Source organism: Streptomyces sp. NPDC104381 (genome assembly GCF_055583745.1).
Genome location: NZ_JBVJNK010000003.1, coordinates 876,609 through 889,668 on the forward strand (window position 1 = coordinate 876,609; position 13,060 = coordinate 889,668).

14 protein-coding genes are annotated in these 13,060 nt (G+C 70.5%); 7 read left to right on the top strand and 7 right to left on the bottom strand.

Features of this window, described 5'->3' with window-relative positions:
* Positions 1-43 precede the first annotated feature (43 nt).
* Positions 44-1,360, bottom strand: a complete 1,317-nt coding sequence (locus tag ACZ607_RS13355) for an SGNH/GDSL hydrolase family protein (protein ID WP_469734812.1) — start codon at positions 1,358-1,360, stop codon at positions 44-46.
* Between the two features lie 238 nt (positions 1,361-1,598).
* Between ACZ607_RS13355 and ACZ607_RS13360 the strand changes: the two genes are divergently transcribed.
* The 4 genes from ACZ607_RS13360 to ACZ607_RS13375 all read left to right on the top strand — a co-directional run bounded on the left by ACZ607_RS13360 (position 1,599) and on the right by ACZ607_RS13375 (position 4,726).
* Positions 1,599-2,207, top strand: coding sequence for a hypothetical protein (locus ACZ607_RS13360; protein WP_469734814.1), 609 nt, complete (start codon positions 1,599-1,601; stop codon positions 2,205-2,207).
* 98 nt (positions 2,208-2,305) lie between these two features.
* A complete protein-coding gene (locus tag ACZ607_RS13365) occupies positions 2,306-2,851 on the top strand; it encodes a hypothetical protein (RefSeq protein WP_469734816.1) in 546 nt (181 codons plus the stop codon).
* A gap of 2 nt (positions 2,852-2,853) precedes the next feature.
* Positions 2,854-4,068, top strand: a complete 1,215-nt coding sequence (locus ACZ607_RS13370) for a sensor histidine kinase (RefSeq protein ID WP_469734818.1) — start codon at positions 2,854-2,856, stop codon at positions 4,066-4,068.
* Positions 4,061-4,726 carry a response regulator transcription factor gene (locus ACZ607_RS13375; protein WP_469734820.1) on the top strand — a complete coding sequence of 222 codons (666 nt, stop codon included), beginning with the start codon at positions 4,061-4,063 and terminating at the stop codon, positions 4,724-4,726. Before ACZ607_RS13370 ends, ACZ607_RS13375 begins: the two co-directional genes overlap by 8 nt.
* Before the next feature lie 138 nt (positions 4,727-4,864).
* Here the strand turns inward: ACZ607_RS13375 and aztD are convergent, their stop codons facing one another.
* From aztD to aztB, 4 genes are read right to left on the bottom strand one after another with little or no spacing between them, the layout of a single operon-like run.
* Complete coding sequence (gene aztD / locus ACZ607_RS13380) at positions 4,865-6,061, bottom strand: zinc metallochaperone AztD (RefSeq protein ID WP_469734822.1); 1,197 nt, start codon at positions 6,059-6,061, stop codon at positions 4,865-4,867.
* A 29-nt stretch (positions 6,062-6,090) separates the two neighbouring features.
* Positions 6,091-7,065 carry a zinc ABC transporter substrate-binding protein AztC gene (gene aztC / locus ACZ607_RS13385; protein ID WP_469734824.1) on the bottom strand — a complete coding sequence of 325 codons (975 nt, stop codon included), beginning with the start codon at positions 7,063-7,065 and terminating at the stop codon, positions 6,091-6,093.
* Positions 7,062-8,282, bottom strand: coding sequence for a WD40 repeat domain-containing protein (locus ACZ607_RS13390; protein ID WP_469734826.1), 1,221 nt, complete (start codon positions 8,280-8,282; stop codon positions 7,062-7,064). Before ACZ607_RS13390 ends, aztC begins: the two co-directional genes overlap by 4 nt.
* Positions 8,279-9,160 carry a zinc ABC transporter permease AztB gene (gene aztB, locus ACZ607_RS13395; RefSeq protein WP_469734828.1) on the bottom strand — a complete coding sequence of 294 codons (882 nt, stop codon included), beginning with the start codon at positions 9,158-9,160 and terminating at the stop codon, positions 8,279-8,281. The genes ACZ607_RS13390 and aztB overlap by 4 nt, the downstream gene beginning before the upstream one ends.
* Before the next feature lie 65 nt (positions 9,161-9,225).
* Between aztB and aztA the strand changes: the two genes are divergently transcribed.
* From aztA to ACZ607_RS13410, 3 genes are all read left to right on the top strand, one after another.
* On the top strand, positions 9,226-9,927 hold the full coding sequence (aztA, locus tag ACZ607_RS13400) for a zinc ABC transporter ATP-binding protein AztA (RefSeq protein ID WP_469734830.1): 702 nt from the start codon (positions 9,226-9,228) through the stop codon (positions 9,925-9,927).
* Between the two features lie 278 nt (positions 9,928-10,205).
* Positions 10,206-10,547: a hypothetical protein gene (locus ACZ607_RS13405; protein WP_469734832.1), complete on the top strand. Its 342-nt coding sequence runs from the start codon at positions 10,206-10,208 to the stop codon at positions 10,545-10,547.
* Positions 10,548-10,640: 93 nt separating this feature from the next.
* Positions 10,641-11,015 (top strand): VOC family protein, encoded by a 375-nt coding sequence (locus ACZ607_RS13410; protein WP_469734834.1) that lies wholly within the window; start codon positions 10,641-10,643, stop codon positions 11,013-11,015.
* A 3-nt stretch (positions 11,016-11,018) separates the two neighbouring features.
* Here the strand turns inward: ACZ607_RS13410 and ACZ607_RS13415 are convergent, their stop codons facing one another.
* Both ACZ607_RS13415 and ACZ607_RS13420 read right to left on the bottom strand, forming a co-directional pair.
* The gene (locus tag ACZ607_RS13415) at positions 11,019-11,396 is read right to left on the bottom strand and encodes a DoxX family protein (protein WP_469734836.1); all 378 of its coding nucleotides are present in this window, start codon (positions 11,394-11,396) and stop codon (positions 11,019-11,021) included.
* A gap of 34 nt (positions 11,397-11,430) precedes the next feature.
* Positions 11,431-12,975, bottom strand: coding sequence for a hypothetical protein (locus ACZ607_RS13420; RefSeq protein WP_469734838.1), 1,545 nt, complete (start codon positions 12,973-12,975; stop codon positions 11,431-11,433).
* Positions 12,976-13,060: the final 85 nt, after the last annotated feature.

The following is a 13,060-nucleotide window of genomic DNA, read 5'->3' on the forward strand; positions in this document are numbered from 1 at the left end:
GGGCCGGGGGGCGTCCATCCCCGCCCCCCGGCCCGGCGGGCAGTCACCGCTCAAGGACCTTGGCCACCTCGTCCGCCATCACCCGGTAGCCGGTGTCGTCGGGGTGCAGGCCGTCCTCGTAGGCGTAGGCGGAGTTCAGGCGGTCCGGGTCGACGGGGTCGGCGAGCGCCTTGTCGAGATCGACATAGGCGTCGAACTCGCCCGCGTGCCGGATCCAGTGGTTGACCTCGTTGCTGACCCGTTCCGCGTGCGGGCCCCAGTGGTCCGAGCCCTTGAAGGGCAGCAGGGTCGCCCCGACGACTTCGAGGCCCTTCGCGTGCCCGGCGGCGATCAGGGTGCGGAATCCGGCGATGAGCTCTCGGGAGGAAACGACCGGGGCGGGCTTGTAGGTCTCGGGAGGATTCGGCCCCTTGGCGGCTTCGCTGAAGCCGATGTCGTTGACCCCTTCGAGGATCACGACCGTGGAGATGCCCGGCTGGTCGAGGACGTCGCGCCGGAAGCGGGCGGTCGCGCGCTCGCCGAACCACGCCGAGTCGTTGAGCACCAGGTTGCCTCCGATGCCCTGGTTGACGACGGGCCTGCCCGTCCGTTCGGCGAGGGCGTCGGAGTAGCGGCGGTCGGTGTTGGGAGTGGAGCCGAACCCGTCGGTGATGGAGTCACCGAAGACGACGATGCCGCCCTTCTCCGCCTCGACTCCGGTGTGGTTCCCGGCCGTCGCGGAAGAGCGCCCGTGCTCCGCGTCGCCGACCTCGACACCGGAGAGGTAGTACCAGGACTGGGATGTGCTGGTGTACGCGGTGCCTGACGTATCGGCGCGGTGGTCGCCCTCGGCCCGGTAGGTGTCGGCCCAGCCCTGGGAGTGAAACGTGGCGGGGCCCGTGGTCCCCGCGAAGTAGAGGGTGACCGTGACCGACTCCAGTCTCCTCAGCCCCAGTCGGGTCATGTCGCTGCGGAGCTCGCCATGAGCCGGGACCCACGCCGATCGTTTGCCGTTGAACGTGAGGTGGCGGACCGACCCCTTCTCGACCGCGGCGCCCTCGGTGGTGCGGGCGATCACCGCACCGGTGATCCGCAGAGGCGAGGTGCCATAGGCGTTGGAGAGCCGGATCCTGGCCAGGTCGCCGCCCTTGGTGACCCGGACGACCTGGCGTACGGACTGGTGGGAGAAGCCCTCCTGCGACCAGTTCGGGGTGAAGCCGATGCTGGGCAGCTGAGGGGAGGCGCCCCAGGCGGCGGTCCAGGCGACCGGCGTCCTCGCCTCGGCGGAAGCGGCCGGACCGGCCGGCGCCGCCAGGACGCCGAGGGCGAGGGATCCGGCGAAGAGAGGTGCGGCGATGCGGCGTACGGATCGGGTGTCCACAGCGGGCTCCTAAATGGGAAACTGGTTCCGTTAAGTTCATGGGAACCGTACCAGAGTCGGCCGCTTTAATGGAACCGTAGAACCGTTTAATTGGCGCGCTCAGTGCTGGGCTCAGCGATGGGCTCAGTGCGCGGCATCGGCTGACCACCCGGCGTCGTCTCGCTGTCCGGCCCGTCCGAGAGCCCGTCCCCGGGCTGTGAGAAGGTCTGATCCGGACCGGGTGGACGGGTGGGGGGAAATGGGTCTGACCTACGGCTACGACATCTATCTGCGTCCCGGGAACGTCGCCGGGGCGCTCACGGCCCTGGCCGCGCTGGCGCCACCGGCCCGCCGGGTGCCGCCGCTCGAACTCACCCTCCCCGGCGGCGAACGGCTCACCCTCCCGTTCACGTCCCACTTCAAGAGCGACCCGGTCGATTGCACCACCCGCGCCACGAGCGGCATGAGCACCACGATCGAGCTCGACACGTCGATCATGTTCGACGCCGATGACGCGCTGCGCGCGTACGCGGACGTCCACGGCGACGACATCGAGGAGGACGGGCGGATCGCGATCGGATACGTCTATCTGACGATCCGGTTCGCGTCCCTGCTGCACCCCGGCTACGCGTCACTGGAGTTCTGGGCGGCGACGTCGGGAATGAGTCGTGTGTTCGCGCGGTCGGCCGGCGTCAGGGAGGTGTTCACCGGGCTCACCGCCGCCGCCGGCGGGGTGTGCTGTCTGTTCGACACCGGCGACGGCAGCCCCGCCCGACTGTGCTGGCTCAACGGTGAGGCGGCCCCGGAGCTGGTCCCCGTGCCGGACGCGCGTGCCTTCGCAGCGACGTGGCCGGACCCCGACCGGTGAGCACCGGTGAGGGTGGACATGGGGGAGGGGGCGAACTCCACCCTCGAATCCACCCGTGGGTCCAGGTGCCGTGAGCCTCGTCGCGGCAGCCTTGAGGCATGACAACGACCGAGTGGATCACCGACATCGCCCTCATCCTCGTCGTCTTCCGGCAGCTGCGGGAAGGCCGACTCGACCTCAAGTCCTTCCTGATCCCGCTGGGAATCGTGGCCTTCGTGGCCTACACGTACCTGGACACGGTTCCCACGGGCGGCAACGACCTGGTGCTGACCGGCGCCCTGATGAGTGTGGGCGCCGTCCTGGGCATCACCGGCGGCATCTTCACCAGGATCCGTACGGCCGGCGAGCACGTCCTGATCAAGGCCGGCGCGATATCGGCGATCCTGTGGGTCGTCGGCATGGGAGCACGGATGGCGTTCCAGACCTGGGTCGAGCACGGCGGCGGCGCCGACGACGTCGCCCGGTTCAGCATCACGCACCACATCACCGGCGACCAGGCCTGGGTCGCGGCGTTCGTCCTGATGGCACTCACCGAGGTCGTCACGCGACTGGCCACGATCTTCATACGGAGCCGGAGGCACAGCCGGACCCCGGCGGTGACCGGTTCCGCGCCCGCTGCGCCCGCTGTCGAACGTACGGCCTGACCATGCGATATGTTCTGCCCGTGTCCGGAACCGAGAGCGCCCTGCCCCTGGGAAAGGCCGCAGCCCCGGGTCCGGGCCGGCGGCCGGTGCCCGGACAGGACCCGCGTGCGCAATGGGTGTTGACCCTGGCGGTCATCGCGGCCGGGATCTGGACGATCCGGCCCATCGGCCTCAGCGGCCGGGGTCTGGCGGTCGCCGTACTCCTCGTGATCAACTCCGCGGCGCTGCTCGCACGGCGGCTGCCCGAGAGCAGGGTGCCCCCGCGCGTCGCTCTCGTCTGGCTGACACTCGGCATCGTCGCGGCGGCCGCCCTGATCGGGGTGAGCCGCAGCGGGACGAGCTACCTCTTCGCCTTCTTCCTCGCGGGCCACATCGGATACAGGCTGGAGACCAGGCCGGCGCTGGTCCTCGCGGCGACGTGCAGTCTCCTCTGCGGCGGGGTCCTGTTCCTCCGCCTCGGCCCTGGGTACCACGAGTTGCCCTGGATGGTCGGTCTCGTCACCGGCGTGCCTGCCCTGGCAGGCATCGCCAACCGCAGCCGGCGCCGGGCCGTCCTGGCGGCGATCGAGGCCGCCGAATCGGCCGAACGAGCTGCCCGGGCCGAGGCCAGGACCGCGGTGCTGACCGAGCGCAGCAGGATCGCCCGGGACGTGCACGACGTCCTGGCGCACTCGCTGGCCGGCATCAACATGCAGCTGGAGCTGGCCGACGCCCTGCTCGACACCGGTGATCTGGAGAAGGTCAGGGAGGCCAACGACAAGGCCCATGGACTGGTCAAGGAGAGCCTGAAGCAGGCGCAGTGGACCGTGCACGCCCTGCGCGAGGACTCGCTGCCGCTGGTGGAGAGCCTGACCGCGATGCTCGAATCGTCGGGCCACCGCGACGTTCTCACCGTCACCGGGACCGCCCGTGAGGTGCCCGCCCAGGTGACGCAGAATCTGCTGCGGATCGCCCAGGAGGCGTTGACCAACGCTGCTCGGCACGCGCCTGGGGGAGAAGTCGGCGTACGACTGACGTTCGGGACCTCGGCTACGACACTGAGGATCCGCAACGGCCCGCCGACCCGCGAGGTGAGCGCGGGAGTGGGCAGCGGGATGGGACTGATCGGCATGCGCGAGAGGGTCGCCCTGCTGGGCGGCAGCGTCATCGCGTGCCCGGTCACCGAAGGACCTGACGAAGGCGGCTGGCAGGTGGAGGCAGTGATCCCCGATGAGTGAACCGACCGATGAGCCACAGCGGTTGAGGGTGGTCGTCGCCGACGACCAGGCAGCCGTCCGTGAACCGCTCGCCGCGGTGCTCGGGCTGGCCGAGGACATCGACGTCGTCGCGGCCGCCGCCGACGGGAGCGAGGTGCTGGCAGCTGTCGCCGCCGGGCCGGTGGACGTGGTTCTGATGGACCTGAGAATGCCTGTCATGGACGGGATCGAGGCAACCCGCCGGCTGGGCGAGGAGTACCCGGAGGTCGCGGTCGTCGTACTGACCACGTTCGCCGACGACGACTCGATCCTCGGAGCCCTGGGCGCAGGGGCCCGCGGCTATCTGACCAAGAACGCCGGCCGCCAGGACATCACCCGGGCGATCCGCGCCGCAGCCGCCGGGCAGTCCGTGCTCGACCGGGAGGTCCAGGACCGGCTGCTCGCCACCGTCAGAACCAAGGCACCGGTGCCCGGACAGACCTTGCCCGGCGACCTCACCCCGCGCGAACGGGAAGTGTTCGCGCTGATCGGCCAGGGCCTGCCCAATCGCGGAATCGCCGAGAAGCTCTTCATCAGCGAGGCCACGGTCAAGACCCACATCAACAACCTGTTCGCCAAGGCGGGGATCCGCGACCGGGCCGATGCCGTCCGCCGCGCGATCGAGGCCGGACTGGCCTGACCCCGGCACGCCGCCCGCCACGGGACACCGGCCCGATCCGCCGCGCGCTCCTTGCCCGGTGCACGCCGCCGCAGTCCAGCACAGCGCGAGAGCGCGCTCCTGCCGGGCGGGAACGCGCTCTCGTGTCCTGGGACGCAATCAGTGCTGCTTGACACCGCTCAGCTCGTCGGGAGCCTTCGGGAGTTCCGTCGAGGCCACCTGCTTGCCCGACTCGATGTCGATGGCCAGCAGCTTCCTGCTCGACGGGTCGGAGACGTACGCCGTGTGGTCGCGGACGAACAGAGCCGGGCGGGGCTGCTGCCAGTCAAGGGGCTCCTGCCACGCACCGAGTGCGGAGATCTTCCTGGTCACCTTGCCCGTCGCGGGGTCGATGACATGGATCTTGCCGTCGGTGCCCAGGACGAGCGCCTCACCGTGCGGGCCACGCGCCAGCGAACGGAAGGTGTAGCTCGTGCCGATGTCGACCAGCTGCATCGTGCCGGTATTGGTGTCGATCAGGGACACCTGTTCCGGCCGCTCCAGCTCGGCGTCCTTGTCCTTCTTGTAGTCGCCGAGGACCACGGGCGACTCGTCGGACCCGGCCTGGTTGCCGATCCGGCCGTACGCCGCGGGGCTCTTCACCTTCTTGATGGCGCCGTCCTTGTAGACCAGGACGCCGTCCTCGCAGCCTATGACGACCGCCTCGCCCTGCGCGGCGGCCTCCCCGTGGACACCGGGGCACTCCTCGCTGCGGGTGATCTCCTTGCGGTCCTTGTCGAGCACGGCGATGCCGACGCGCTTCTCCTCCGTACCGAGGGTGGTCACCAGCTTGCCGTCGGCCAGCTGGATGGCCACACCGTGGTGCGGGGCCGCAGAGGTGTACGTCTCGGTCTCGGGCTTCGTGCCGCCGCCCAGGTCCTCGGGATCGAAGACCGTGACCTCGCCGGTGCCGTCGGCGAAGAGAATCGTCCTGCCCGCGTGACGTACGACGTGGCCGGGCTTGCTGCCCTCGAACTCCACGTCGGTCAGCTTGCGGCCCGCCGCGTCCAGTACCCGGAAACCGGTCGCGGTCGAGACCATCACATGACGGTCGTCGCCCGCGGGGTTGACCCGGTTGAAGCCTTCCAGAGGAATGTCCTCGGCGAGCTTCAGCGTCTTCCCGTCCAGTACGTACAGGCCCCCGTCGTACGTGGTGACGATCGGGTCCGTGACCTGGGAAGCCGGAGCCTCCGACGCCTTGCCGGCCGTCCCTGCGGCAGACTCCTTGCCGTCGCTCCCGCAGGCGGTGAGCGCCACGGAGACCGCGAGCAGGGCGCCGACGGCGGCGGCCTGCCTCGGGAGTACTACATGCTTCATCTGGTGGTGTTCCTTTCCATGGATGTCGCTCATGACAGGCGACAACGTGGCTGTCGGGTACTCAGGCCGTGGGAGATGGCCTTGGTGTTGGCGCGCATCATGCGCAGGTAGGTGTCCGCCCCTTTGCCCTTCGCGGTGAGGGATTCGGAGAACAGCGGCACGACGTCGACCTCGACGTCGCTCTCGCGCTTCAGTACCTGGGCCAGCCGGTCGGGCTGCGACGAGTCCGCGAAGATCGCGCACACACCCGCCGTCTCGATCGCGGTGGCGAGGGACTTGAGGTCCGAGGCACTCGGCGAGGCGAGCGTGGTCCCGCTCGGGATCACCGCGCCCACGATCCGGAACCCGAAGCGTTGCGCCAGATACCCGAAGACGTGATGGTTGGTCACCAGCCGGCGCTGCCCGGCCGGGATGGCGTCGAACTGCTGCCGCATCCACGAGGCCAGCTCGGTGACCTTCGCCCCGTACGCGGAGGCGTTCTTCCCGACGGCCGCCTTGTCCACGCCCCGCACGTGCTCGATGACCTGATCCGCGATCAGTGCGACGGCCTCGCGGACCCGTTCGGGGTCGGTCCAGAAGTGAGGGTCGGGCTCGTCGGCCGACGCGCCCGCCGCATAGCTGATCGGATCGACGGACTCTCCGACCGCCAGGGTCGGGACACCGGCTTCCTCGGCGGCCCGCACATGGCGCAGGACGTTCTCCTCCAGACCGAGGCCGTTGTGCACGACCAGATCGGCCTGCTCGACGGAGGCCGCCTGCGGAGCCGAGACACCGAAGGAATGGGGGTCGGCATCGGCCTGCATCAGTACCGTCACCTCGGCTTCTTCGCCCACGACGTTGCGGGTGATGTCACCGAGGATGTTGGTGGTGACGACCACCGAGGGACGGCTCCGCTCGCTCTCCGCACAGCCGCCCGCTCCCACGAGCAGCACCCCGGCCAGGGCCGCGACCAGGAGACGCGTACGCAGCCGGCGAAGACGACCGGACGTGGCACCGGCGCTCATCGGCCGGCCTCCACCATGTACGTCGGGGCGAAGTCGAGACGGAAGGTCCGGGCGAGCCGCAACCGGTCGCTGTAGTCGATCTCGTAGACCTTCCGGCCCGCCGCGTCGTTGACGTACGCGCGGGTGGTGTCGATCTCCACAGCTGCGGTCCCGCCCCCCTCGGGCAGGAGTTCCTTACGCGCGAGGTTCTTCCCCGTGGCGATGTCGTAGGCCGTGAGGGCGCCGTCCCGGCCGAGCACGAGCAACGGAGCACCCTCACCCGCGGTGTTGGCGGCCACGACCGGGCCGGTCTTCACGCGGGTCCAGGAGCGGTCGGTGACATCGAGCACCCAGACGGCGTCATCGCCCGACCTGGCCGCGAGCGTGGTGCTGCCCGCCCGATGGTGGAACTCGGCTGCCCGCTCCGAAGCCCTCACCTTCGTTCCGTACGGGATCTTCTCGGCCTCGAACGTGCCCTTGTTCTCGCTGACCAGCAGCGCGCCGTCGGCACATCCGAACACCACGCCCCGGCGGGTCACGGCCTCGCCGCGTGCCTGGGCACACGGCTCCTTCAGCGTGGCGACGCGCGCACCGTCCCGGTCGCGGACCTCGACGCCGTCCTTCCCCGCTCCCATCGCGCTGACCAGCAGGCGCTCCTTGTACGGGACGACCACTCCGCTGCCCGCCCCGGTCAGCCCGGTGCCTCGGGGGAGGACGCCGTCCTCCAGCTTCTTGCGGTCGAGCAGTCGGGCGCCACCCTTCGCGGAGGAGACCGCGGTGACGGCCTGATCGCTGTGGATGCGGGTGGAGTCCGCCCCCGCGATGGTCCCTACGTCGCGGATCGCGGCGCGGTAGTAGTGGACGTGGTCGCCGTGGTCGACCGTCCAGGCACCGGTGTCGACGACGCGGGTCCCGCCATCGGTGCCCAGATAGGCGAAGCGGCCGTCGGTGCGCAGACTTCGTACGTCGTCACTGTGCTCGAGCGGTGTGGTGTCCTCGGTGATCAGGTCCAGCACCTCGACCGCTCCCGAGTCGGCGTCGGCGAGGACGAGGCGGGACTGCTGCTCGGAGGCTTCCTCGGCCCCTTCCACGTACCCGTGAGGTGTCGCGGGGGCCGAGGCCGAGGACGTCGAGGGCGACTTCGAGTCGCTGCCGTTCTGGCAGCCGGCGAGCAGCCCGGAGCCGACGAGGACGGCGCAGGTGAGTGCCGTGGCGGTTCGGGTTTTCCTGGGTGTCATGACGTCTGTCCGTTTTCGATGTGCGGGCGGTCGGGTGGGGAGGTGGGGAGAGCGGCCCGCACCCCTCGGCTGTGGAGGGCCGAAAACCCGGTGGAGAGCAGGAACTGGACGACCGCCGTCGCGGCGATGCTCGCCCCCGCAGCCGTGTGGAGGTGCCACGAGAGCAACAGGCCGATGAACGTCGAGCTCGCTCCGAGGCAGCCGGCGCCGATCATGATCACCGGGATGCGCCGGGCCCACGGAAGCATGGCCGCGGGCGGCGCGATGAGCAGGCCGAAGACGAGCAGTGTGCCCACCACGTGGAACGACGCGACGATGGCCAGCGTGAGCAGGGCGAGCAGAGCCGCGTGCGCGACGCGCGGCCGCAGCCCCAGCGTGTGCGCCTTGCGCTCGTCGAACGCGAGCGCAACGAACGCGCGGTAGCCGAGCGCGGAGACCCCCAGCGCGATGACCAGCGCACCCCCGAGGACGGCCAGATCGGCCGGCCTCACGGCGAGGACATCGCCGAAGAGGAAGCCGGTCAGGTCGACCGCGAACGACTGGGAGCGCGAGACGATGATCACGCCCAGCGACAGCATCCCCACGAAGAGCAGACCGATGCTCGTGTCCTGCGAGAGACGGGGCGACCGGCCGACGGCGCTGACGCCGAGCGCCATGACGGCCGCGCTCACGGCGGCGCCGACGAGCAGATTGCCTCCCAGCAGGGAAGCGAGCGCGATCCCGGGAAGCATGCCGTGCGACATCGCGTCCCCGAGGAACGCCATCCCGCGCAGAACGACCCACGTACCTGCCAAGGCGCAGATCAACGACACCAGCACGCCGCCCCACAGGGCCCGTTGCACAAAGGTCACCTCGAAGGGGGCCATCAACCATTCCATGCAGCGGGACACTACAATGAAAATGATTATCACTACAAAGAAGTGTGCGGAAAGAGGCTCCGGAGATGCAGCGGCAGGTAAGGCTCGACGGCGTGGCGGCCGGATACCCCAACCGTGCGGTACTCGATCAACTCACCCTGGATATACCTGCGTTGACCACGACAGTGGTGGTCGGACCGAACGGATCCGGCAAGTCCACACTGCTCGGGGTGATCGCCGGAGTGATCCAGGTAACAGCGGGAACGGTCGAGCATGGAACGGACACACGCGTGGCGTTCGTGACGCAGCGCAGCAACGTGGCCGATGTGCTGCCGCTGACGGTGCGGGACGCCGTGTCGATGGGAAGGTGGGGACACCGCGGGCTGTGGCGGCGCCTCACCCCGCGGGACCGGGAGGTCGTGGAGACCAGCATGGACCGGCTCGGCATCAGCTCCCTCGCCCACCGGCAACTGGGGGAGCTCTCGGGCGGCCAGCGCCAGCGCGCCTTGATCGCGCAGGGGCTGGCCCAGGAGGCGGATCTGCTCCTGCTCGACGAGCCCGCCACCGGCCTCGACGCGACGGCCCAGCGGCTCATCGCCGAGGTGCTGGCCGAGGTGGCGGGGGAGGGGCTGACGGTCGTCCAGGCGACCCACGACCTCGAAGTGGCCAGAGCGGCGGGCCACCTCCTCCTGCTCCGGGACGGAAGGCTGTGGGCCGAGGGCGATCCGCGGGAGGTGCTGACGGGAGAGGCGATCGACGAGATCTGGCAGCTACCGCCTCGCGTGTGAGATACGGCAGCGGGGCTCCCGGGACGCCCGCAGCACCCCGAGCCCCGCTGTTCTCAAGGTGAGAAGACGCCCCGCCCCTGAGGGCGCTCGCTGTCACCGGACGGTCCACCCGGCTCCTGGGGCCGCTTCCGGCAGGGCGCACCCCCGGCCCCCTGGAGGCCGCTCCCGCAGCTCCGACCGGGTGAGTCGGCATCCCCGCGGCGGTGCAATCCAGCACCTCGCCCGCCCGTGCGGCCACACTTCCCAGGACCCACCGCCCCCGGAATCCGGAGACCGCCATGCCTCAGTCCTCCAGCGGACCGACCGAAGCGGACGTCTTCCTGGCCGTATGCGACCACACGCACCTCTTCCCGGGTGCCCGCTGCCGCGTCCAGGGACTTCCCGATCCCCGTGCGTTCGCAGCCGATCCGTGGCCGATCGACCTGGAGCTCCGCCTGTCCGACGACGTGGTCACCGAGGCGGCACTGCGCACGCAGGCCCCGGAGGGCCCCGTACTCACCCTCCCCGCGTACACCACAGGTGCCGGCACTTCCATCGGCGGCCGGACCTGGACGATCCGGGAGCTCATCAGCGCCGGAGACGACGTGGAACTGACGATCGGGGGCCGAGCCTCGGCCTGAGGGCCCGGGGCGATGTGGCGCGGCCGGAACAGCCGACAGCGGGAGTGTGTGCGCAGATGCGTGAAGGCGCCTGCCGGGGGCAAGGTGGGAGACATGACCACGACGCTCGGTGCCTTTGTGCTCGGTACTCCCGACCCGCCCGCGCTGGCCGACTTCTACCGCGCCCTGCTGGGCTGGGAGGAAGTCGACCGTCAGCCGGAATGGGTCCGCCTCAGAGCGCCGGAACGTGAACGCCCCAGCCTGAGCTTCCAGTTGGAAGCCGATCACATCGCCCCGGTGTGGCCCCAGCGCCCGGGCGCGCAGCAGATGCAAGCGCACCTGGACCTCCAGGTCGACGACCTGGGCGCGGAGACCGAGCGAGCCTGCGCCCTGGGTGCGACTCTGGAGCACCACCAGCCCCAGAAGGACGTACGGGTCCTCCGCGACCCCCACGGCCACCCGTTCTGCCTCTTCCTCCCAGGAGCTTGACCGTCAGCCTGCCGTGGGGCGAGCGGCGGCGCGGGCCCACAGGTACAGCGGGACCTGGAGCGGAAGACGTCCGTAGGCGACTGCGCGGGCCGGTGCCGGACGGGTGCGCCAGTCGTACGCCATCTTGACGTTGGCGGGGAAGACACCCACGAAGAAGAGCGCGGTGGCCTGGGCACTGATGCGACGGGTCCTGGGGACGGCGAGACCGGCCGCGAGGGCCAGCTCCACGGCACCGCTCGCCAGCGTCCAGGCCCGGGGGCTGCCGGGGAGCGAGCGCGGTACGAGCGCGTCGAACGGCTCGGGGGAGGCAAGGTGCGCGGCCCCGGCCGCAGCCATGAGACCGGCGAGCATGAGGGGTGAGCGAGGGGCGAAGCGTGGCATCGGGGCTCCTGAAGGTCGGTCGGCAGAGCGGAGCTCAAGTTACCGCAGAGTAAGGAAGGTGGTGGCCCCGTCTCGACGACTGCTCCACACGTGGCCCCCAGCGCGTGACGCCCGCGACGTCGAGCAGATCGTGCATCAGCTGCGCCGGAAGGGCGGGGTTTCCGGCCGCCGAGCGCGACACCCCTTCTTCGCCGAGCAGTTCGACGAGCCTGGACAGAGGCAGACGCGGGTCCGCCGCCGCACGGCGGCGAACCATGTCCTTCGTGTCGTGCGAGAGCTGTTCGACGAGGTCCGGACCGGCCCGTGGATCAAAGAGAGCCGCGTACCGCAACCGGTGGTTCGGGCTGTCCACGAACCGGGCCAGGCCGGGGCGGGCGAAGTTGCGGTGATACGCCAGCCTGCCCCAGCTCAGACCGTCCCAGTCGGCGAACATCTCGACCAGCAGCTCGTGCGGAGCGTCGTCGTTGTCGCAGAGCATCAGCCTGACGTAATAGTCGTCATCGGCCGCCAGCCGCTCGATCACATCGGAGGGCAGCGCCGGTGCGCCCGTGACACCCCGGCGCAGCACGACATGACTGGAGGCCGCGATCTCCCGTAGCGCATCCGCGTCCCCGAAGAGCTCCTCCACCCAGGAAGGCACCGGCAGGCGGCCCGGGGGCACGGTGTAGTCGATCGCCGCTCGCTGCGCCTCGGTCACATCCGGGCGGAGGGACACGGCGAGACGGACCGACGGTTCGGTGTCGGAGGCCATCCCGAGGGCCAGGGCCGTGGGTACGTGCGGATTGAGCGCGGCCGAGCGACGCAGCGAACGGTCCTCGTGGGTGACGAGGAGCGCGGCCAGGGCCTCCTCCACGGGTGCCGTGGACGCGGCGTCATGGCGACGGCGCTCGTCCGTCTCGGCGACGAAGCCCTCGACCGTCGTCGGCAGGGGTATGTCGACGTGAGTGGCGCGTCCCACCGCCGTACGCACGCGGGGATCAGGATCGGCCGCCGCCGCGTCCCGGACCTCCGGGCGCAGCCGGGGCCAGCTCCAGGAGCCGAGGGCCGCGCTGCGGACGCGTGGATCGGGATCCTCGGCCAGCGCGAGCCGTATCCGGTCCGGCAGATCGACGAGCCCGGTGGCCCGGGACCGCAGCCCCGGATCCGGGCCGGTGGCGAGCCGCACGGTCAGCTCCGTCGGCAGTTCGACCTCGTACTCACACGCCATCGTCACCGCGACACGCCGTACCTTCGGGTCCGGGTCCTCGGCCAGGGCGGCGAGCGCCGCCGACGGCAGATGCGGATTCTCGGCGAGCACCGCACGGACCCCCGGGTCGGGGTGCGCGACGGCGGCCGTCGCCGCTGCGGGCGACAGCGGGCAGAAGGCGAGCCAGTACCGGGCGTCGGGCAGGGGATCCACCGTGAACACGCGACGCAGCACCTCCTCCGGCGCCGCGCTGTTCACCGCGAGCCCCATGACCCACCGCGCGTGCAGGGAACGGTCGGCGCCGAGCAGCCGTACGGCGTCGGCGCGAGCCGCATCCGTCGCCTCCACCATCCCGAACGCGATCCGGGCCGTCCGATCACCTCTGTGCGTCATGGCGTGATCCTCTCAACGACGCTCAAGGCGCCCCGCACCGAAGCGCCCGCCGGCACGCCCCTGTGGTTATCCCCCGGACGAACAC

Coding starts and splice junctions, on each gene's coding strand:
- ACZ607_RS13360 (WP_469734814.1), top strand. CDS start 1,599: ATGGGTCTGACCTACGGCTACGACATCTATCTGCGTCCCGGGAACGTC.
- ACZ607_RS13365 (WP_469734816.1), top strand. CDS start 2,306: ATGACAACGACCGAGTGGATCACCGACATCGCCCTCATCCTCGTCGTC.
- ACZ607_RS13370 (WP_469734818.1), top strand. CDS start 2,854: ATGCGATATGTTCTGCCCGTGTCCGGAACCGAGAGCGCCCTGCCCCTG.
- ACZ607_RS13375 (WP_469734820.1), top strand. CDS start 4,061: ATGAGTGAACCGACCGATGAGCCACAGCGGTTGAGGGTGGTCGTCGCC.
- aztD (WP_469734822.1), bottom strand. CDS start 6,061: ATGAAGCATGTAGTACTCCCGAGGCAGGCCGCCGCCGTCGGCGCCCTG.
- aztC (WP_469734824.1), bottom strand. CDS start 7,065: ATGAGCGCCGGTGCCACGTCCGGTCGTCTTCGCCGGCTGCGTACGCGT.
- ACZ607_RS13390 (WP_469734826.1), bottom strand. CDS start 8,282: ATGACACCCAGGAAAACCCGAACCGCCACGGCACTCACCTGCGCCGTC.
- aztB (WP_469734828.1), bottom strand. CDS start 9,160: ATGGAATGGTTGATGGCCCCCTTCGAGGTGACCTTTGTGCAACGGGCC.
- aztA (WP_469734830.1), top strand. CDS start 9,226: ATGCAGCGGCAGGTAAGGCTCGACGGCGTGGCGGCCGGATACCCCAAC.
- ACZ607_RS13405 (WP_469734832.1), top strand. CDS start 10,206: ATGCCTCAGTCCTCCAGCGGACCGACCGAAGCGGACGTCTTCCTGGCC.
- ACZ607_RS13410 (WP_469734834.1), top strand. CDS start 10,641: ATGACCACGACGCTCGGTGCCTTTGTGCTCGGTACTCCCGACCCGCCC.
- ACZ607_RS13415 (WP_469734836.1), bottom strand. CDS start 11,396: ATGCCACGCTTCGCCCCTCGCTCACCCCTCATGCTCGCCGGTCTCATG.
- ACZ607_RS13420 (WP_469734838.1), bottom strand. CDS start 12,975: ATGACGCACAGAGGTGATCGGACGGCCCGGATCGCGTTCGGGATGGTG.